This is a genomic window from Williamsia sp. Y853, from assembly GCF_056786495.1.
This window is the reverse complement of the sequence record NZ_JBXCJC010000002.1, coordinates 710,443-729,951: the sequence shown is the minus strand read 5'-3', so window position 1 is coordinate 729,951 and position 19,509 is coordinate 710,443. Positions and strand designations below refer to the sequence as shown.

Sequence of the window (19,509 nt, the reverse complement as noted above, 5' to 3'; positions counted from 1 at the left end):
GGCCCAAGTACGCTGGAACCGGCGTCGGTCAGTCCGGAGGAGGCCCGAAAGTGCGTGTTCTCGTGGTCGAGGATGACGTTCGCGCGGCCGAGACCGTCCGGCGGATGCTGGTCAGCGATGGTTGGAGTGTGGTCATCGCACGTGATGGTGCCGAGGGATTGTGGCAGGGCACCGAGAATGATTTCGATGTGATCGTGCTCGACATCATGCTTCCGAAGCTGAACGGCTACCAGGTCATCAAAGAGTTGCGCGGCAGACATGTGTGGACCCCCGTGCTCATGCTCTCGGCGAAGGACGGCGAGTACGACCAGGCCGAGGCGCTCGACTACGGGGCCGACGACTATCTGGTCAAACCGTTCTCCGTGGTCGTCCTCAAGGCTCGATTGCGGGCACTGCTGCGACGTGGCGTCCGGGAAAGACCCGCAGTGCTGTCTGCGGGCTCGTTGACCCTCAACCCGTCCGATCACGGTGTGCATCGTGCTGACACCCCGATCAAATTGACGCCCCGAGAGTACTCGGTGCTCGAGTTCTTGATTCGTAACAAGGGCCGGGTGGTCACCAAAACCGAGATCATGCAAGCGATCTGGGATGAGAACTATGACGGCGATGTGAATATCGTCGAGGTGTATATCCGATATCTCCGAAAACGGATAGATATCCCATTCGGTGCCAACTCAATTCAGACGATCCGGGGTGCCGGTTACTGTCTGGCCGACGACTAGTGCGTCGGGTCGGCTGTCGCGGTGGGCGGGTTCGTCCGTCTGCGGCACGGTTGTTTCGGTTCTTATGGTCATCGTGAAGCATGCGCCGCCTCCCGGGGCATCGCTGACGGTGATGGTTCCGCCGTGTGCACGGGCGATCTCCATCGCGATCGGTAGTCCCAGACCCGAACCCGAACGATGTCGGCCACGGTCGACGTCGTGCCGGTAGAACCGGTCGAAGATCTTGTTCCGGCCCGCTTCCGGGACGCCGGGTCCGTCGTCGATGACCTCGATGGTCGCGGTGGAGAGGTCGGTGTTCTTCCTCATCCTGATGGTGATCGTCGACGTCGCGTAATGGGCTGCGTTGTCGGTGAGATTGCGGATCGCCCGCTGCAGTTTGTCCGAGTCTCCGATGACCCGGATCGGCTTGACGTCGGCGATCACCTTCGCCAGACCAAGCGACCGGAGCCGCTGAACCTCGGAGCCGACGATGTCGTCGAGGTCCACTTCGTCGACGGTGAGCGGGATGCCGCGTTCGTCGGCGCGGGCGAGCAGCAGCAGGTCGGCGACCATGCTGTTCATCCGCTGGGCTTCGGGCAACAGGATGGTTCGCACGGTCTCGACATCGATCGATGAATCGGTGTCGTCGGCCAGATCGAGGATGCCGACCAGGGTGGTCAGCGGCGACCGCAATTCGTGCGAGGCGTCCCCGACGAACTCGAGCTGGCTGGCCCGGCTCTTTTCGAGCCGATCGAGCATGGTGTTCATGGTGACCGCCAGTGTGGTCACCTCGTCGTCGGTGGAGGGGACCGGGACGCGGCGACTCAGATCGGAACTGGTGATCGCCGATACCTGCTTCGTGATGCGGGCGACCGGGGCCAGGGCGCGCCCGACGAAGAAATAGATGGCCGCTCCCGCGATCAGGATCACGATCGGGAACTCGACGGCCAGGATGGCCGCGGTACTCAGTAATGCCGACGCATATGCCTGTGTGGAGACGACCGTGATGACGCTGTAGTTGATCCCGTCAAACCGGGCGCCGGTGACCTGCCCGCAGTAGGTGCCGGAACGGCCGGGTATATCGACGTTGTCGATCCGCTGGGTGTTCCACCCTCCCGGGGTCACCGTCGAGATCGGTTCCTGGGTGGCACCTGGGCTGCTCGCCACCACGGCACCGTTCTGGTCGACAACCTGAATGATGTCGATACCTGTTGTGGCGGAGAGGAGGTCGGGATCCACAGAGGGCAGGCCGCCCTCGCTGATCTGATGTGCGATGTCATACGACCGGGTTCCGGTGGACTCGTACATCTCGCGATCCTGGTACCGCTGCAACATGTACAACATGATCACTGCGCCGACGAACATCGCGATCGCAACGATGCAAGTCGCCACAATCGTGGAGCGCACTCGCACGCCCTGATTGCGGCGGAACATCGCGCGGACACTGCATGTCCTGGCCATCGGCTCGGCCTCCGAACTGTTGCTGCGGGTTGTTCCAAGAGTATGTCCGTCGTTCGGTAGATACCAGAGGGCGCTTTCAGGAGCCTTTCAGGCCGACGGGCGCAGGGTTGCATTCATGACAGATCTCAAGCCCACGAAGGCAACGGTTGCCGACGTGATCATCCGAAGGCTAGGTGCCCTCGGTGTTGATCAGATATTCGGCGTACACGGTGCCAACATCGAAGACCTCTATGCGGCGGCACTGGCCGATTCGGACATGAAACCCGTTGTGGCAAAACACGAATTCTCGGCGGGAACGATGGCCGACGGTGCTGCGCGGATCACCGGGAAACCCGCGGTGGTGATGACCACCTCCGGCGGCGGGGCAATGAATGTGGTTGCCGCGCTGGCGGAATCATACGACAGTCGGGTGCCGGTGCTGGCGCTGATCGGCTCGGCCCCCACGGTGTTGGAAGGCCACGGCGGATTCCAGGACATGCTCAGTCCGCCGGACACCATCGACGCCAGGGCGATCTTCTCCGGCGTGACCGGATTGTGCCTGAAAATCGATGCGCCGCAGCAGATCCATGCCGCTCTGAACTCGGCCGAAGAAACACTCGCGGCCAATCTTCCGGTCGCACTGATCATCCCGAAGGATGTTCAGAGCGCACTGGTCGTCGATCGTCCGAGGCTTCGATGTGTTCGCGACCGCACTGTTGCCCCGATCGCGGAGCTGGAAGAGGTTGCCGCGACACTGTCCGATGCGCGCGGCGCCGTGACTGTCCTGGCTGGTGAGGAAGCATCTCGGCAACAGATCGGAGACGATCTGGCCGACCTGGTCACAGCGACGGAGGGAGTCCTTGCCGCCACGCCCGGTGCCCGCGACGTCCTGGGGTCAGGTGTGCCGACGGTCGGTCTGACCGGCGTGATGGGACACCCGTCGGCGGCGTCTGCGGTCGCAAAATCTGCTGTCCTGCTCGTGTTGGGAAGCCGGTTGAGCCTGACCGACCGCGCCGGCCTGGACACCGGCGACACCATCGTCATCCACCTCGGCGCCGAATCGCCGACCATCGACGTGGACACCCACGTCCGGATCACAGATCTGCGGTGGGCGGTACAGGTCATCTCCAAGAACATCGATACCGCGCATGGCAGAGTGAGAAAAATCGTGCCGGGCATCGAGGCCTTGCCGACCCCGGCGCGCGTGTTCCCCGGAGCCGGGCCAATGCTGACGTCCATACAGGTGATCCAGACCATCGGAGACCGGATTCCGGCCGGCGCCAACATCTTTGCTGACGCGGGTAACGTCGGTGCGGCGGCGATCCATCACCTGCCGGTCGGTCGCGGCGGACGGTTTGTGGTCGCGCTGGGTATGGGCGGTATGGGATACGCCTTCGGCGCGGCGATCGGTGCCGCGATGGTCACCGGTCGTCGTTCGGTGGTTTTGGCCGGGGACGGAGCATTTCTCATGCACGGCATGGAGATCCACACCGCCATCGAACATCAGTTGCCGCTGACCGTTGTCCTGTTCAACAACAATGCACACGGCATGTGTGTGACCCGCGAACAGCTGTTCTTCCCGGGTACCCCGAGCGTCAACCGGTTTCGGCCTGCCGATTTCGAGGCCGGACTCTCGATGATGTTCCCCTCACTGAACGTCAGTGGCGCCCGGTCGCGCACCGATCTGGTTGCCGCCGCCGACGTCGCATTCGACGGAGACGGTCCGCATTGTCTTGTGGTGCAGACCGATCCGGACGAACTCCCACCTTTTGCCCCATTTCTTGCCGCCCGTACAACACTCGAGGAGCACCGATGACCGTCACCCTGCCCGCGCTCGAAGACCTCGGACACAGTGCCGATAACCTTCCGGGCCTGCACCGAATCGAGACCCACGACCGGAAGAAGGCCACCCCGATCATCCTGGACATGCTCAGGTCGGTGTACCCGCATGATCAGGTGTTCGGTGAGTTCTGCCCGGTTCAGGCCTATGTCGATGCACCCCCACGCGAGCTGTTCGACTGGCTCTCCGATACCAGATCGCTGGAGGAGTGGACTTACAGTCTGCGTGGATTCACTCCCACCGACGAACCGGGACTGTGGGTCTCGAAGGACCGCCTCGGTGACAACACCAAGTGCTTCACCCGCACGGTCTCCCACGCCGACGCCATGACCGTCGACTATCACTGTGCCTGGGACCAGGGAGAACACCTGTGGATGATCTATCTGATGCGGGTGGTCGACGCGCAGGTGGTGCTGAACAAACCGGGGTCGGTGGTGTTGTGGAACAACTGCAGACACCCGTTCTACGAGAACAACCCTTATCCGGAGACGGCCCCACCGGAGCGTCCGGTCTGGGTGGGCGACTTCTGGGACATGTTCTCCGCCGGACACCAGCTCGAGATGGACAACCTCAAAGCAATTGCCGAATACCGCAGCCATCACGGACTGCCGATCAAGCCAGAATGGATGAGCCGATGAATTCTCCGACGATCTCCCTGGTCGACGTTGCCAGCTACCTGCCCGAGAACCGCGTCCCGGCAGCTTATTTCGCGCAGTATGCCGAATCGGATGATCTGGCCGACAATCTCATGTTCCGGGCACCGGCGTACCGGCATCACGCGGCTCCGGATGAGACCTCGGCCGAGATGATCGAACGCGCGATGGCCGGCCTGCTGGACCGGCACGGCTCCGAGGTCCTAGATGACGTCGACATCCTCATCACGCACAGTCAGCTACCGGAACTGCCGGTGGTGGGGTGTGGCGGTGAGGTCTCGCACCGACTCGGCATCAAACCGGAATGGGTGATCGACGTCCACAACGGCGGATGCGCATCATTCATGCACATGATGAAGATGGCACAACAACTGATGATCGCCTCGGGTGCCCGAAAAGCGTTGATAGCAAATGCCCAGAACAGCGCAGGCCAGGTATTCGTGCAGGATCAGGTACGCGGCAAACCGCAGGCGTCGATACCCGGTGACGGTTCGAGTGTGGCGCTCCTGGAGATGAGCGATGCCTCTCCGATCTTGGCCACCACCTGTCGCTCGTACGGCGAGTACGCAGGCGACATGACGTCGGTGGCCTATCCGCAACGCAAGTATTGGGAGGCGGGCCCGGGTCAGGTTCATATCGGATTCACCGAGACCAAGATCGCCAAAGTACTGGCACGCGGCAATCGGCTGGTTCCGGAGGTCGCCTACGATGTTGCCGACAAGATCGGTGTCGCGACCAAGGACATCGACTGGTTCATCACCAATCAGCCCAACCGGATCTTCCTGCGCAACTGGCGTGATGCCCTGGAACTGCCTGCGGAACGTCATCCGGACACGTTCGAGGAGTGCGGCAACCTGTTCGGTGTCGGCGTGCCGCTGACCCTGGACACCGCGATCGCAGACGGCCGGATCCAGCCCGGCGACATCGTGCTGATGGCAGCATTTGCCCACGCAGGCGACTACGCGGGCGCCACAGCGATCCGATGGGGTGGGCGATGACCGCGCTGATCCCGCTGAACCTCAACGAAAGTCCGTATCCACCCCTGCCAAGCGTGGCGGCAGCCCTGCACGAGTTCGTCAGCAGCGCCAACCGATATCCCGAGTTCATCCCGGACACCCTGCGCTCGCAGGTCGCGGACCATCTCGGGGTTCCCGGCGACTGGGTCAGCATCGGAGCCGGCGCCACCGGCCTGGCTTACCAAGTGTTGCAGGCATTTTGCCCACCAGGAGGGCGGATGGTGTCCGCGACACCAACCTTTGACGGTTATCCGATCCTGGCTGACCTGGCCGGGGTGCATGTCGACGCGGTACCACTGCGTGCCGATGGCGGCACAGACCTGCGGGCCATGGCGGCAGCGATCGGCCCACACACCCAGGTGGTGGTGCTGTGCTCACCCCACAACCCCACCGGATCGGTCATCGACGAACCCGCCCTGCACGCCTTCCTGCGTCGGGTGCCGAAACATGTTGTGGTGATTCTCGATCAGGCCTACTTCGAGTTCGCCGACTACAGGCCGGATCTGCACCTACTGCTACTCCACCATCCGAATGTCATCGTGCTGCGCACCTTTTCCAAAGCACACGGACTGGCTGCACTGCGGGTCGGCTATGCGGTCGGCAGTGCGCAGCTCATCACGAAAGTGCGCCGTTTCGAAGTGCCGTTCGCCGTCGGGTCCGCGGCCGCACTTGCCGTGCCCGCGGCGTTGGCCGCCACCGATGCGCTCCGGCAACGGGTCCGGTCCGTCCGCGAGGAACGAATCCGATTGCAGGCGAACCTGAACGATATCGGGATCACGAGTCTGCCGAGCCAGGCGAACCATGTGTTCGTGCCATCGGACCGACCGCAGGAACTGGCCGCCGACCTGCAGTGCGGTGGTGTCGCGACGAAGGTGTGTGCGGCTCCCGGTGCACTGCGAGGCGTGCGGATCACCGTCGGTGACCGGGCCGCGACGGATTCGGTGGTCGCGGCGCTGATCGAGGAGCAGTCGGTCAGTGCGTGATGGCGGGCGTTTGTGATCTGAACGCTGTCGCAGAAGAAGTAGGCTGGCACGCATGGCAAAAGATGATGGTGAGGTCCACGGACGCGGTGCGTTCCAGCTGTACGGATATGACATGCAGGTCCGGATGAGTGATCTGCTGTCCGACATCTTCGGGCGTGAGGACATCACCTGCTACGCCGGTGATTGGCGCGGCGTTCTGTACTTCACCCTCGACGACGAACCCGGCGTTGATCCGCAGCAGGTGTTCGGCTTTGATCCGTCGACCGGCGAGAGCGGAGAACTGGCGACGTTGTCGGAGGTGATGGCGGCCGTCGACAACGGTGACATCGTCGAAGCCGTTGACGGCGCGGGATTCGAGGCCTGGCTCGCCGAGACCGGGCACAAGGAGCTTCCGATGGGAACCTGCGCGCCCACGCTCGAACTCGAGTTCATCGGGGGTGCGCCGGATGTGCGCGTCAGTGAACCTCGCGACATCGTGACCCATGTGGCGCTGGCCGCCGTGATCATGGGCCGTCTCGAAGTGCTCGGCGTCGAACCCGGCGATCCGATCCCGGACGAGCTGTACGACGAGGCCCGCTGGAACTGAGGGCTATTCACCGGACTGCTGCCCGCCGCTCGCCATCGCGGAGGGACCGAAGTCCCTGCCACTGGGGTAGGGCAGCCGAATGTTGTTGGCCTCGTAGGCTGCCAGGATCTCCTTGCGGATTCGTCGCTGCAGCGCCCACTGGGCATTCGGCCGGGTCTTGAGCAGGATGCGCAGGGTGACCATGTCGGCCGAGATATCTTGAACGCCCAGCATTTCGGGAGGACCGAGGACATCGTCGGCGACAGCGGCGTCGGCCACCACCTGCCGCGCGGCTTCGAGGGCGACTTCTTGCGCGCGTTCCAGATCGACGTTGTGCGCCACCGGGATCTCGATCCGTGCGACGGCGTAGTCCTGACTCATGTTGCCCACGCGGATGATCTCGCCGTTGCGGACGTACCAAAGCGTTCCGTCGACGTCACGAATCGTCGTGACCCGCAGACCGACCGATTCGACCTCACCGATCGCCTCGCCGAGGTCGACGATGTCACCGACGCCGTATTGGTCTTCGAGCAGCATGAACACGCCAGAGGCGAAGTCTTTCACCAAGTTCTGGGCGCCGAAACCGATGGCGAGGCCGACCAGACCGGCAGAGGCCAGGAACGGCGCGATGTTGACCTGCAGAACGCTCAGGCAGGTCAGCACCACCCAGACCAGGATCAGGATCGAGGCCGTCGACTTCAGGACCGACCCGATGGTCTCGGCGCGCTGCTGACGGCGCTGGGCCACCGTGGGGTCGCGCAGCGACCTGGGTGTCCGTTCCCGTAGGTGTCGCAACAGTGCCGGCTGTGCGCGAGCATTGCCCGAATCCGCCGGTGGGCGGCGCGTGGCCCGATTGATCACCCGGTGCACCACGTACCGGGCCACCAGTCCGACAGCGATATAGATCGCTATCCGGATCGGGTTCTCGATGAGCCAAAGACGGTTCGTCTCAGTCCATTCGAACGCAGTGGTCGAGCTCGCCAGAGTGCTCAGGGGTTGGGCAGTCATTCTCTCGACCGTACGTACTTTGTGTCATCTGTCCACCGCTGCGACGCAAAAGCCGTGGTCGGCTACCAATGGGTGGCGGACAGTTCCCAGTGTCCGAGAGCTTTGTTGATCAGTTCATGTAGATCTTCACTGGTTGCAACTGCGGGGTCCGGGGTTGCCAACGCGATGGTCATCACCCCGCCGGACGACGCAGCCCAACCGGCAACGGAGGTTCGCGTCATCTGTGTGGCCTGGGAAGAGAGCCTCGGATGCACGGAGCGGGCAGCGATCACCCGACCACGATGACCGGCGAGCATCGACAAGATGCCGTCGAGTTCACCGAGGTTGGAAGCCAGGCCATCTCGCGAACCCGGGTCGGGGACGAGGGCGTGCGCGGCGCGGTGTCCGATGACCTGCAAGAGTTCGGCAGGCATGCCTGCAGGCGGTCCCAGCCCGGAGCCATCGCCCGCCGCGGCATAGCCGGTTCGTGCGCGCCGACGCAGCAACGGCAGATCCTGACATTCGTCGATCGAGGTGATTCCGATCGCGGCGGTGGTCAAAGAGTTTGCCTCGGTGCCGCCCTGGGCAACCGGAAGTGAGAGTTCGATGGGCCCGGAACCCCGGATCTGCAGTACGAGTTCACCGATCAAAGACGTGAACAGAGTGTTCGATGTTCCGCCATGCGCTGCGGCAGCAGCAGTCCAGGCCTCGGCGTCCACCGAGAAGATGGCGGTCGGTTCCCGCCACTGCGGCGATCCGGAGGCTTTGGGAGGTCCAGCCGGAGAGCGTTTGGCCGCAGCGAACAGTTCGGCGCGATGCGCGCGATCGCGGCAACCTTTCCATAGACTCCGCGCGACCCCGCCGACAACAATTCGAAGCTGCGACGCCGCGTCCCGGAGGTCATCGGCGAGCGTGGGTGAGGGGGAGTGGGCCAACTCGGGAAGCTCTCCTGCCGTGGCCTTTTCATCTGCAGCCATCCCGGCGGCCGTCAACAGTGCCCGGGCGTCGGCAACAACATGCGAGCAGACCAGCGAGACCACGCTGCCGCCCGCATCGAGCCGGGCCACCGACAACTCCCACACCGGACCCGCGCCGATGTCGAGGTGGGTGTTGCTGCGTTCGTCAGCCCAGGCGGTGATGGTTCCCGGAGCCAGTGACCGTGGCTCGTCGTAGATCGGTGCCACGTGTGCATCGGACACAAAGACGTTGCGGGCAGGCCAGATCCGAGGGCGGACCACCCTGCGGGTAAGCGGTCCCATCGCCAAGGCGCGATGGGACGGTTCGAGATCGGCGGCGGTCACAACTGTGTCGAATCGCCAGAGCCCTTGCATGTAGAGGGGAAGGCCCATGCCCTGATGGGTTCGCCAGAAGATGTCATCTGAGACGCCGAGTCGCTCGCTCTGTACACCGAGTCGCTCGCTCCTGGCGCCCGCCCGTTGTGTACGGGCGGTACCGACGGGCCTTCCCCTGCGCTTCATGCCTGTCGGCCGCGATGAGTCCGATACCAGCGCAGCAGCGAGTCGGTGGACGAATCATCCTGAGCCTGTGGCGAATCGGCTTCGGTTATCACCTTCAGTAACTCGGAGGCCTGGGTTTTACCCAGTTCGACGCCCCATTGGTCGAAGCTGTTGATGCCCCAGATCGCGCCCTCGACAAAGACCTGGTGTTCGTACAGTGCGATCAATTGCCCGACAACCGACGGGGTGAGCTTGGGTGCCAGGATCGACGTCGACGGACGGTTGCCCGGCATCACCTTGTGCGCGACCACATGTGGGTCGACGCCCTCCACCGCCACCTCGTCCGCGGTCTTGCCGAACGCCAGCACCTTGGTCTGCGCAAAGAAGTTGCTCATCAACAAGTCATGCATACTGCCGGTACCGAGGGTCGATGAGCCGGCTCCGCCTTCCGCTTCGTAGCTCGCGGGTAGATCATCTGTGGGCTCGGCAAAACCGATGAAGTCGGCCGGGATCATCCGGGTGCCCTGGTGCAGCATTTGATAGAAGGCGTGCTGCCCGTTGGTTCCTGGCTCGCCCCAGAAGATCTCACCGGTTTCGGTGGAGACGTGGTGGCCCTCGATGTCGACCGACTTGCCGTTCGACTCCATCGTCAACTGCTGCAGATAGGCGGGGAACCGCGCCAGGTCGTTCGAGTATGGCAGGACAGCGCGCGACGCGGTGTCCCAGAAGTTGGAGTACCACAACCCGATCAGGCCCAGGAGCACCGGAGCATTCTGATGCAGTGGCGCGGTGAGGAAGTGGTGATCGACGATGTTGAATCCGTGGAGGAACTCGGCGAAGGATTCTTTGCCGATCGCCGCCATCACCGACAGGCCGATGGCCGAATCCACCGAGTAGCGGCCGCCCACCCAGTCCCAGAAGCCGAACATGTTGGAGGTGTCGATCCCGAACTCGGAGACCTTCTCGGCGTTGGTACTCACCGCGACAAAGTGTTTGGCGACGGCGTCGGGTCCGGCACCCAACTTCTCGAGGAGCCAGGCCCGCGCCGCGGAGGCGTTGGTGAGCGTCTCGAGGGTGCTGAACGTCTTGGACGCGATGATGAACAGCGTTGTCTCGGCGTCGAGCCCATCGAGTGCGGCCACCAGGTCGGCGGGGTCGACGTTGGAGACGAACTTGCAGCGGATGTCGGTGTCGACGTAGTGGCGCAGTGCTTTGTAGACCATCACCGGACCGAGGTCGGAGCCGCCGATACCGATGTTCACCACGGTTTTGATCGACTTTCCGGTGTGGCCCTTCCATTCACCGGACCGCAGCTTGTCGGTGAAAACGCCCATCGCGTCCAAGACCGCGTGGACGTCGGCCACCACGTCTTGACCGTCGACCTTCAGGGTCGCGTCGCGGGGGAGTCGCAGTGCGGTGTGCAAGACCGGGCGGTCCTCCGAGGTGTTGATGTGTTCGCCCCAGAACATCGCGTCGCGCTTCTCGGTGACCCCGGTCTGGCGGGCCAGATCCAGCAACAGGTCCAGGGTTTCGCGCAGCACCCGATGCTTGGAGTAGTCGATGTGGAGATCTCCGACGTCGACGGTGAGATCGGTTCCGCGCGTGGGGTCGACGGCGAAGATCTCCCGCAGATGCATCGCGTACACATGTGGCTGATGCGCAGACAGTTCTTGCCAGGGCTGTGACCCGGTCAAATCGAACTTTCGGCTTGGCTCAGTCGGAACGCTGGTCATCGTGACAGCCCCTTCATCGGTGGTGCGAATGTGCTTCTTCACTGCCGTACCTCGACCATCAGCCTAGTCAGACTGTCCATCTCGGGTGGCAGCGAGCACGCCGACTTGATCAAGCGGCCTAGCATCGAGTTCCATGACGTGCTGCACACCTGCCTCCGAATCGGGTGACGACAATGCGACACCGACGATCGCGACCACGGGTATTCATCGTGTTCCGCAGGTGGCGATCGCAGCAGGCAGTTTCGTGATGGGCGACCACACCGGTGATGGGTTTGCCGCCGACGGCGAGCTGCCGTTACACGAGGTGTCGGTCAGTGCGTTCGCCATGGACGCACATCCGGTCACCACTGCGGACTTTGCGGAATTCGCGGCCGAGACCGGCTATCTGACAGTCGCCGAACAGCAGGGTTTCTCCGCGGTGTTCCACCTGCTGATCGCCGAAGGAAGCGACGTGATCGAGCAATATCCAGGCGCGCCATGGTGGCTCGCCGTGGCGGGTGCGAGCTGGCGACAACCGTTCGGGCGGCCATCGAATGTGGACGGTGTGGACGACCATCCCGCGGTCCACATCAGTTGGCTTGATGCGCAGGCATATTGCCAGTGGTCGGGCCGTCGGCTGCCCACCGAGGCGCAGTGGGAGTACGCGGCCCGTGGTGGCCTGGCCGGAGCCCGATATCCCTGGGGTGATGACTTGATGGCGGCAGACGGCAGTTGGTTGTGCAATATCTGGCAAGGGGATTTTCCCGCCCACAACACCGTGGAAGACGGATACCTCGGGACGGCGCCGGTACGCAGCTACGTGCCCAACGGGTTCGGGCTGTGGCAGATGGCGGGCAACGTCTGGGAGTGGTGCGCGGACCTCTTTGACCCCCGGTACTACCGCAGCGCGGACCGCCACGATCCGCCAGGGCCACAGCGGGGCCGGTCGCGAGTGCTGCGGGGCGGTTCCTACCTGTGCCACGACTCCTACTGCAACCGCTACCGGAACTCGGCCCGCTCACACAACACGCCGGTCTCGTCGATGGGCAACGCCGGTTTTCGAACGGTGGGCACGTCCGCAGATGGACCCCTGACCGCGGATCGAGGCGGTCAGGCCACCAGCGCGTGATCGGCGACCGGCCACGCGCCCACCGTCGTGACCGTGTGTCGAAGGCTCTCGAGTTTGGCTGCCCGGACGTGATCGTGGAGCCATCCGGTCGCATCGTCGGGATGACGGTGAGCCATGACCGCCGCGGTGAACGCCAGTGCAGCGCTGTCCGCAGCCACGCTGACACAGTCGAATGCCGTGGTCACCTGACGCGGATCGATGGCTGCGAGCAGGTCCGCGGCTCTCACCTGCGCGAGCGCGGCGCCCGCGGAGGCGATCACCGGGCCGACCTGGATCGTCACCGGGCCGCCGAAGGTGTCGGTGAGCAGCCGGCCGGCCCGATCGGCGAGGAATGCGCGAGCCGTTGTCATCAATTCGAGTCGACCGCCTGCCGGAACGATCACCGTTCCACGGCCGAGCTGAACCCGATGCCACGCAGGAATCGGCGGATCGGTGTCCGGGCAGCGGACAACACCGGATGCGTCTTCGGTGAGATCGGCGAAATAGAGCGCCTCGATGATCAACTGATCGAGCAGAGACGAGACCAGTACGGGTTGGCCGTTCGCCAGATCCACCGCTTCGATTTCGGCTGATCCACAGTCGCGGTTGACGGTGGCATCGAGGCGGGCGGCGACCGCGGCGGTGTGTTCGACGGCGAGGTCGAGCAGCCCTGGGTCGGCCACCGACACGACGATGTCGGTCCCGAGCCCGCTGATGGTGGCGTTGTCCGGCATGGTGCACCTCGCCCGTCTCGGAGTTCGTCTGAACTCCACTGTCGTCTCCCAACCTGGCAGGCGTCTGTGAGGAGACGATGAGCAGCCTGACGAAAATCCGGCACGACGCCAGATCGCCGGACACCGCTCGTAGAAGCCGTCGTAGTCGGTGTCGGAGGCGTATTCGTCGACACAACCGTCGTAGTCGTGGTCGTACTGGCCCTCGTCGACGAAAGTCGCTTTCTTGGCAGTCCGGTCAGGACTCGTCGGGCAACATGGCCCGGGTGAGGGTCACCCGGATCCAGTTCTCGAACTCGTCGTAGGTGAATCCGGCCGTGTCGACCAGTTGCTGATGTGTCTGAGGGCTCGCGATGACCCACGCCGTGTCGGCGGCGGCCGCGGGTGTCAGCCCGGGCCGCAGCGCAGCCGGGTCGAGATTGGCGAGGAGGTTGCGGATGCTCATGCGACGGATCTCCATCAGCGATTGCCAGTCGTCGGCGGCCTCGGGATCGACCGCAGCTGCCTGCGCATAGGTCTTGAAGCCGACGGCGGCACGTTCGGCGAGCAACCGGAACTGGTGGGTCATGTGCGCGATCAGTTCGCGGGGCGCAGCCGCGATCGGATCGAAGGTCCCCAGGATGGCCAGCGGCATGTCGTCGGGGTTGACCGAGCCGGGATGGTGGCCGATCACCTGTGACTCCATCATTCCGCGCAACAGACCGCGTTTGCTGCCCCATGACGAGTAGAGACTCTGAACCGATACGTCAGCGCGTTCGGCAATTTTCGCCACAGTCGCAGCGGCATAACCACTTTCGGTGAATACCTCGATAGCCGCGGTCAGCACGCGTCGGCGGGTCTCGGCTCGGGTGGCGGCGCCGGCCTCTCGCTGCCTGCTGGTCCTCCGGCTTTTTGATTCTGTTTCGCTCTTGCCCACGTAGACAGTATATGTCATTCTTTGGAGTAGCATTCCAAATCATTTGAACGTGACTCAAAAAAACGTTCTGACCGGACATCCTCCGAAAGATCCGAAGCCATGACAACCACACCCCGCACCACGCAGAAACCGATCAACACGCGCGCCATCATGATCGTGGTGTGTATCGCCCTGGCGGCGGTCGTTGCCGCCATGTCTTCGCTCAACGTCGCCCTCCCGGACATCGCCCGAGCGACGCACGCCGGTCAGACACAGCTGTCCTGGATCATCGACGCCTACTCGCTGATCTTCGCCTCGTTCCTCCTGCTGGCCGGGGCAATAGGGGACCGCTACGGCAGACGCAAAACCCTCATCGCCGGACTGGCGATCTTCGGGATCGGATCGGTGGTCGCGATGACCGCCACCTCGGCATCGGAGCTGATCGTGCTCCGCGGAATCCTGGGATTGGGCGCGGCACTGGTCATGCCGGCGACACTGTCGACCATCACCGGAACCTTCCCCGCCGACAAGCGAACGCAGGCCGTCGGAATCTGGGCAGGCGTGGCCGGAGGCAGCGCCATCCTGGGCCTGTTGTGTTCAGGTGTGCTGCTCGAATTCTGGTCGTGGCGTTCAGTTTTCGGACTCAACGTGGCACTGGCAGCCGTCGCGCTCATAGCGGCATGGCGCGTTGTGCCCGAGTCGGCCGACGCTGATGCCCCTCGCCTCGACATCGGTGGTGCGTTGTTGTCGATCGCCGGCCTCGTGGTGCTGGTGTACTCGATCATCGAAGCTCCCGAGGCAGGCTGGCTTTCGGCGCGCACATTGACCGGCATCGTCGGTGGTCTGGTGATCCTGGCCCTGTTCATCGGATTCGAACTGCGTCAGAAAGCGCCGATGCTCGATCCCCGGGTCTTCCTCCATCGCGGACTGAGCGCAGGCAGCCTGTCGATCTTCATGCAGTTCTTCGTGTTCTTCGGGTTCATCTTCGTGGTGCTGCAGTATCTGCAGATCGTGCGGGGTGGGTCGGCGTTGATGTCCGCGATTTCGATGCTCCCGATGGCGGCGGTGATGATGCCTTCGGCCCGGGTGTCCCCGAAGCTCGTCGAGAGGTTCGGGACCCGCCGGGTGTGTGTTGCCGGACTGGTCCTGGTCTCCGCCGGACTGTTCGTCTTGTCGCAGCTGGGCGTCGGCACCTCGTATTGGTTGATGCTCGTCGGACTCATCCCGCTGGGGATCGGGATGGGGACCGCCATGACTCCCGCGACGAGTGCGATCACCGGCGCGCTTCCCGCGGCGCAGCAGGGTGTGGCGTCGGCGATGAACGATCTGTCCCGCGAAGTCGGTGGAGCACTCGGTATCGCCGTACTCGGCAGCCTGCTGACGCAGGGCTACCGCAATCATCTCGAGCTGCCCGGACTGCCGTCCGGCGTGGTGGACAAGGCAAAGGAGTCCTTCGCCGGAGCGGCCCATGCCGGTGGTCAGGTCGCCGCGCAGGCGGATACTGCATTCGTCAGCGGTCTGCAGATCGCGCTGATCGCAGGCTCGGTTGCGGTGCTCATCGCGGCCATCGCCGTGGGCCTGCTACTGCCAAGGGGCGAGCTGGTGGTCTCGGACTGAGGGGGCCTCTGGCGCGCCCGCGCCGGTCAGCGGTGGGTCGGCTCGCCACGGAGTTCGCGCTGGCTGGCCCGGGGGCGCCGAGACGGAAGTGACCGCTCCGCGTTTTCCCCGTCGATCTTGTCGAGCTGGCGACGGTAGCGGGCCATGAAATCGAGGGCGATCTTGTTGCCGTCGGCTTCCGAGGGCAACACGTCGCCGGTGTCGGCGCGCCACCGGTGCAGTCGCGCCTGAAGGTCGGTCACCACGTCCGCGAGACGGGGGTCGTCGACCAGATTGTTCAACTCGAGTGGATCGGTCAGCAGGTCGTACAACTCATGCGGCGCCCGCGGCAGATCCTGGGAACCGTCCAAAGCCCTGGCCGACGGGCTGTCGCGGATGTCCAGCGGCAGACTCAGAGCCGGACGATCGGCGTAGTTCTCGATGTAGCTGTACCGATCGGTGCGGATCGCCCGGATCGGATCGAAGTTGTCGTGGTAGCTCTTCTCCGTGAAGACCTCGTCGCGCACCGTGGCGCAGGCGGTGCCGGTGATCGTCTCGGCGTGTGAAAAGCCTTCCACCGCTTCAGGGATTTCGACACCCAGCAGATCCAGCACGGTCGGGGTGAGGTCGACACCGCTGAAGAGGTCGTCATAGACAAACGGTGTGATGTTGCGGTCGGTGGGTGGCCGCACGATCAGCGCGACCCCGGTGCCCTCGGAATACAGCGTCGATTTGGCGCGCGGAAAGGCCAGTCCGTGGTCGGTGATGAACACGACCCAGGTGGTGCGGTCGAGGTCGAGTTCGGCGAGCGTGGACAGGAGCCGCCCGACCGCGGCGTCGGCCTTGGTGATCGAACCGAGCAGCCCGGCGAGATCCTCACGGACGGGACGGGCGTCGGGCAGAAATGCCGGGACAACAACACTTTTCGGGTCGGCGTGCACATAGTCTTCGGCCGGATAGGGTCGATGGGTCTCGAAGAACCCGGCCGTCAACAAGAACGGCTGCTGCCTGCGCTGCGCGGCGGCGCCGAAGGTGCGTAACCACTCCTGTGACTGTTCCACGACGTGGTCGCACTCCGAATCGGAGATGTCGAATTCGTCGAAGCCCAGACGCCCCGGATCGCTCGACTCGTGTTGCATCCCGAAAAGCGCGCTGTACCAGCCGTTCTCGCCCAGGATCTGGGGGAGTGTCCGGACATCGTCGTGGTATTCGAAACCGTGGTGTGCCAGACCGGTCAAACCGTTCGAATGGGGATACCGCCCGGTGAACAGTGAACCGCGGGCAGGCGAGCACAGCGGTGCGGTGGCGTGGGCGTTGCTGAAACGGATCCCGTCTGCGGCCAGCGTGTCCATCGTCGGACTGTCGACGCCGTCCGCCCCGTAACAGGCCAGGTGCCGACCCAGATCATGCCAATGGATCAGCAGAACATTCTCGGCCATTCACCACTCCTGTATCGGGCTTCGGATCTCCTCACGGCGAGCAGATCCATGTCCCTCGAGTCGACCAATCCTGCAGGCAACGCACCGTCCGAGACCACACTTACGCTCGGCGTGGGCCGAATGTGCGGCCCGCTCTAGCGACCGAGGGGTCCGCGGCCCAGACGCAGCAGCAGCATGGCCAGGGTGTGGCCTTCTTGGCCGAGTTCGCTGAACCGGTCGAGCACCTTCATCTCACGGCTGTGCACGAGGCGGGTGCCACCGGATGCCATCCGGCTCTGTCCGATGCGCTTGGACACCGCGGTCCGGCGTTTGATCGCGGCGAGGATTATCGCGTCGACGCGATCGATTTCGCGGCGCAGGTCATCAATGTCCTCGGGGAGATCTACCACGTCAGACCCAAGATCTAGGCCGGACAGGTCGATCGGCTGGTCAGCAGTCACGGGCCCAAGTGTGCCACGCAGGGTGGTGACGCTGGTAAGAGTGGTCGTTGTGCATCTGTCCACAGCGGCCCTGAGATGGACTGGTCGAGCTCCGCCTTCGGCTTCGTCTCCGCCACGCCCCCGCCCCGTACCGTCACAGCCGGGCTCTGCGGTGAGCGCGACATCTCGGGGTGCGATGGTGCTGTGGATTGCGTCGGCGCTGATCCTCGTTCAACTCGTGGTGCGGATCGCGCTGGTTACCGGCGACTTCTACTGGGACGACCTGATCCTCATCGGCCGGGCCTCCGAGCTCTCGACATTCTCGTGGGATTACCTCATGTACGGCCACGATGGACATCTGATGCCGGGAGCATTTCTGGTCGCAGGTCTGAGTACCGACCTCGCGCCGTTGAACTGGGTGGTCCCGGCGGTCACGCTCGTGGTTCTGCAGTTGGCGGCCTCGCTGGCAGTGCTCAGGATGTTGAACGCGATCGTGGGACGGACGCGTCCGGCGATGCTGGTTCCGCTGGCGTTCTACCTCTTCACACCGCTGACCGTGCCGGCATATACGTGGTGGTCGGCGGGCTTGAATGCGCTGCCGATGCAGATCGCGATGGCAGTTGTCGTGACCGAGGTGGTGCACCTGTGTCGCGGTGGGGTCGCGAATCGGCGGATGGTGATCGGCCGGGCGCTGGTGGCGTTTGTGATCGGGCTGGCGTTCTTCGAGAAGTCCCTCCTCATCGTGCCGGCGGCCATGGTTGTGGCGGTGCTGTGGTGCCTGATGTCCGGCCGCGGTGCCACCGTGCGGCAGGCGGTGCGTACGGCCTGGACATCGGCACGGGAATTGTGGATTGGGCTGTGCGCGATCACCGCTGGGTGGCTGGCGTTGTATCTGATCGTGGTGCCGGTGGACGCCGAGGGTCACTCTCTCGACCAGACGTTGCGGATCGCCTGGCGATCGGTCAATGGAGGGCTCATCCCCGGACTGCTCGGCGGGCCGTGGGACTGGGAACGCTGGCTGCCGAGTCCGCCGTTCGGCACGGTCGGTTGGCCGCTGACCGTCGTCGGCTGGCTGCTGGTGTTGGGGGCTGCCGGTTACGCCCTGTACACCCGCCGCCATGTCGGATGGATACTCGCCGCCGTGGTCGGCTACGTGGTCGTGCTGCAGATACCCATCATCTGGAACCGGACCGGTGACCACACCACCGTCGAGCTGGCCCAGACGCTGCGTTACCTGCCCGACAGTGCACTGTTCATCACCATTGCAATGGCGTTGACGCTGGTGGCACCGGTCCGCAGACGTGACGTCGAGCTCAGCCATCGGCGGTGGTTGCGCCCGACCGCAGTGGTGGCGACCGGCGCGTTCATCGTCAGTTCGGTGCTCGCCACACAGCAGTTCTCGAAGGAATGGGATACCGATCCGACCGGCGACTACCTCGCCAATGCGCGTACGTCGCTGGCGCAGACGCGGGATACCCCGATGTTCGACCATCAGGTTCCGATCCTGGTCCTGCTGCCGCTGGTCAAGCCGTACAACATGGTCAGCAAGGTCTTCGGCAGCCTGTCGGACCGTCCGGAATTCGATGCGCCGACGGACAAATTGCAAGTGCTCGACGACTCCGGGCGATTGGCGCCCGCCGACATCACTCCCATTCGCGGCATCCGAGCCGGTCTCGGGGATTGTGCCGATCCGGAGGTGAACGGTCCCACCGACCTGCAACTCGACGGACCGCTCCTGGTCTGGTCGTGGAAGGTTGCGCTGCCGTACTGCGCGACCTCCGACGGGGAGATCGAAGTGGGCCTCGCCGATGGAGATCCGGTGACCGCACCGGTCAAAGCGGGACTGAACACGGTCTACCTCCAGCTACACGGAGGTGGAGACCAGCTCCGGGTGCGGCCCCTGACGCCGGGGCTGGGACTGCACATCGCGCAGGGACGTGTCGGTGAACTCGTGCGGGTGCCCTGAC

Annotated in this window: 17 protein-coding genes; 9 read left to right on the top strand and 8 right to left on the bottom strand. The window is 64.1% G+C overall.

Annotated features, from left to right (window positions below):
• Positions 1–50: 50 nt before the first annotated feature.
• On the top strand, positions 51–722 hold the full coding sequence (locus tag AC1TPF_RS15315; RefSeq protein ID WP_482137585.1) for a response regulator transcription factor: 672 nt from the start codon (positions 51–53) through the stop codon (positions 720–722).
• Here AC1TPF_RS15315 and AC1TPF_RS15310 read toward each other — a convergent pair.
• On the bottom strand, positions 675–2,135 hold the full coding sequence (locus AC1TPF_RS15310) for a sensor histidine kinase (RefSeq protein ID WP_482144582.1): 1,461 nt from the start codon (positions 2,133–2,135) through the stop codon (positions 675–677). The genes AC1TPF_RS15315 and AC1TPF_RS15310 overlap by 48 nt on opposite strands.
• Before the next feature lie 142 nt (positions 2,136–2,277).
• On the opposite strand from AC1TPF_RS15310, the gene AC1TPF_RS15305 reads away from it, so the two are divergent.
• From AC1TPF_RS15305 to AC1TPF_RS15285, 5 genes are read left to right on the top strand one after another with little or no spacing between them, the layout of a single operon-like run.
• Positions 2,278–3,957 (top strand): thiamine pyrophosphate-binding protein, encoded by a 1,680-nt coding sequence (locus AC1TPF_RS15305; RefSeq protein WP_482144581.1) that lies wholly within the window; start codon positions 2,278–2,280, stop codon positions 3,955–3,957.
• Entirely contained in the window at positions 3,954–4,619 is a 666-nt protein-coding gene (locus AC1TPF_RS15300; RefSeq protein WP_482144580.1) for an SRPBCC family protein, read from the top strand. The genes AC1TPF_RS15305 and AC1TPF_RS15300 overlap by 4 nt, the downstream gene beginning before the upstream one ends.
• On the top strand, positions 4,616–5,632 hold the full coding sequence (locus AC1TPF_RS15295; protein WP_482137591.1) for a 3-oxoacyl-ACP synthase III family protein: 1,017 nt from the start codon (positions 4,616–4,618) through the stop codon (positions 5,630–5,632). Before AC1TPF_RS15300 ends, AC1TPF_RS15295 begins: the two co-directional genes overlap by 4 nt.
• Positions 5,629–6,633: a pyridoxal phosphate-dependent aminotransferase gene (locus AC1TPF_RS15290; RefSeq protein ID WP_482144579.1), complete on the top strand. Its 1,005-nt coding sequence runs from the start codon at positions 5,629–5,631 to the stop codon at positions 6,631–6,633. The genes AC1TPF_RS15295 and AC1TPF_RS15290 overlap by 4 nt, the downstream gene beginning before the upstream one ends.
• Before the next feature lie 52 nt (positions 6,634–6,685).
• Positions 6,686–7,219, top strand: coding sequence for a hypothetical protein (locus AC1TPF_RS15285; RefSeq protein ID WP_482137595.1), 534 nt, complete (start codon positions 6,686–6,688; stop codon positions 7,217–7,219).
• 3 nt (positions 7,220–7,222) lie between these two features.
• Here the strand turns inward: AC1TPF_RS15285 and AC1TPF_RS15280 are convergent, their stop codons facing one another.
• The 3 genes from AC1TPF_RS15280 to pgi all read right to left on the bottom strand — a co-directional run bounded on the left by AC1TPF_RS15280 (position 7,223) and on the right by pgi (position 11,375).
• The gene (locus AC1TPF_RS15280; RefSeq protein ID WP_482144578.1) at positions 7,223–8,206 is read right to left on the bottom strand and encodes a mechanosensitive ion channel family protein; all 984 of its coding nucleotides are present in this window, start codon (positions 8,204–8,206) and stop codon (positions 7,223–7,225) included.
• Between the two features lie 62 nt (positions 8,207–8,268).
• Complete coding sequence (locus tag AC1TPF_RS15275) at positions 8,269–9,663, bottom strand: hypothetical protein (protein WP_482144577.1); 1,395 nt, start codon at positions 9,661–9,663, stop codon at positions 8,269–8,271.
• A complete protein-coding gene (gene pgi, locus AC1TPF_RS15270) occupies positions 9,660–11,375 on the bottom strand; it encodes a glucose-6-phosphate isomerase (RefSeq protein ID WP_482144722.1) in 1,716 nt (571 codons plus the stop codon). The genes AC1TPF_RS15275 and pgi overlap by 4 nt, the downstream gene beginning before the upstream one ends.
• A gap of 133 nt (positions 11,376–11,508) precedes the next feature.
• Between pgi and AC1TPF_RS15265 the strand changes: the two genes are divergently transcribed.
• Positions 11,509–12,483 (top strand): formylglycine-generating enzyme family protein, encoded by a 975-nt coding sequence (locus tag AC1TPF_RS15265; RefSeq protein ID WP_482137599.1) that lies wholly within the window; start codon positions 11,509–11,511, stop codon positions 12,481–12,483.
• On the opposite strand, the gene AC1TPF_RS15260 is transcribed toward AC1TPF_RS15265, so the two are convergent.
• Both AC1TPF_RS15260 and AC1TPF_RS15255 read right to left on the bottom strand, forming a co-directional pair.
• Entirely contained in the window at positions 12,465–13,196 is a 732-nt protein-coding gene (locus tag AC1TPF_RS15260; RefSeq protein ID WP_482137601.1) for a hypothetical protein, read from the bottom strand. The genes AC1TPF_RS15265 and AC1TPF_RS15260 overlap by 19 nt on opposite strands.
• 235 nt (positions 13,197–13,431) lie before the next feature.
• Positions 13,432–14,109: a TetR/AcrR family transcriptional regulator gene (locus tag AC1TPF_RS15255; RefSeq protein WP_482144576.1), complete on the bottom strand. Its 678-nt coding sequence runs from the start codon at positions 14,107–14,109 to the stop codon at positions 13,432–13,434.
• Between the two features lie 99 nt (positions 14,110–14,208).
• Here AC1TPF_RS15255 and AC1TPF_RS15250 point away from each other — a divergent pair, with 99 nt between their 5' ends.
• Positions 14,209–15,705 carry an MFS transporter gene (locus tag AC1TPF_RS15250; RefSeq protein WP_482144575.1) on the top strand — a complete coding sequence of 499 codons (1,497 nt, stop codon included), beginning with the start codon at positions 14,209–14,211 and terminating at the stop codon, positions 15,703–15,705.
• A gap of 26 nt (positions 15,706–15,731) precedes the next feature.
• Here the strand turns inward: AC1TPF_RS15250 and AC1TPF_RS15245 are convergent, their stop codons facing one another.
• Complete coding sequence (locus tag AC1TPF_RS15245; RefSeq protein WP_482144574.1) at positions 15,732–17,123, bottom strand: sulfatase family protein; 1,392 nt, start codon at positions 17,121–17,123, stop codon at positions 15,732–15,734.
• A 134-nt stretch (positions 17,124–17,257) separates the two neighbouring features.
• Entirely contained in the window at positions 17,258–17,563 is a 306-nt protein-coding gene (locus tag AC1TPF_RS15240) for a chorismate mutase (protein WP_482137608.1), read from the bottom strand.
• Between the two features lie 151 nt (positions 17,564–17,714).
• Here AC1TPF_RS15240 and AC1TPF_RS15235 point away from each other — a divergent pair, with 151 nt between their 5' ends.
• Positions 17,715–19,508, top strand: a complete 1,794-nt coding sequence (locus AC1TPF_RS15235; protein WP_482144573.1) for a hypothetical protein — start codon at positions 17,715–17,717, stop codon at positions 19,506–19,508.
• The last annotated feature ends 1 nt before the right edge of the window (position 19,509 follow it).

Excerpts from the sequence above, each read along its gene's own strand:
- AC1TPF_RS15310 (WP_482144582.1), bottom strand. The coding sequence starts at position 2,135 with ATGTTCCGCCGCAATCAGGGCGTGCGAGTGCGCTCCACGATTGTGGCG.
- AC1TPF_RS15305 (WP_482144581.1), top strand. The coding sequence starts at position 2,278 with ATGACAGATCTCAAGCCCACGAAGGCAACGGTTGCCGACGTGATCATC.
- AC1TPF_RS15300 (WP_482144580.1), top strand. The coding sequence starts at position 3,954 with ATGACCGTCACCCTGCCCGCGCTCGAAGACCTCGGACACAGTGCCGAT.
- AC1TPF_RS15295 (WP_482137591.1), top strand. The coding sequence starts at position 4,616 with ATGAATTCTCCGACGATCTCCCTGGTCGACGTTGCCAGCTACCTGCCC.
- AC1TPF_RS15290 (WP_482144579.1), top strand. The coding sequence starts at position 5,629 with ATGACCGCGCTGATCCCGCTGAACCTCAACGAAAGTCCGTATCCACCC.
- AC1TPF_RS15285 (WP_482137595.1), top strand. The coding sequence starts at position 6,686 with ATGGCAAAAGATGATGGTGAGGTCCACGGACGCGGTGCGTTCCAGCTG.
- AC1TPF_RS15280 (WP_482144578.1), bottom strand. The coding sequence starts at position 8,206 with ATGACTGCCCAACCCCTGAGCACTCTGGCGAGCTCGACCACTGCGTTC.
- AC1TPF_RS15275 (WP_482144577.1), bottom strand. The coding sequence starts at position 9,663 with ATGAAGCGCAGGGGAAGGCCCGTCGGTACCGCCCGTACACAACGGGCG.
- pgi (WP_482144722.1), bottom strand. The coding sequence starts at position 11,375 with ATGACCAGCGTTCCGACTGAGCCAAGCCGAAAGTTCGATTTGACCGGG.
- AC1TPF_RS15265 (WP_482137599.1), top strand. The coding sequence starts at position 11,509 with ATGACGTGCTGCACACCTGCCTCCGAATCGGGTGACGACAATGCGACA.
- AC1TPF_RS15260 (WP_482137601.1), bottom strand. The coding sequence starts at position 13,196 with ATGCCGGACAACGCCACCATCAGCGGGCTCGGGACCGACATCGTCGTG.
- AC1TPF_RS15250 (WP_482144575.1), top strand. The coding sequence starts at position 14,209 with ATGACAACCACACCCCGCACCACGCAGAAACCGATCAACACGCGCGCC.
- AC1TPF_RS15245 (WP_482144574.1), bottom strand. The coding sequence starts at position 17,123 with ATGGCCGAGAATGTTCTGCTGATCCATTGGCATGATCTGGGTCGGCAC.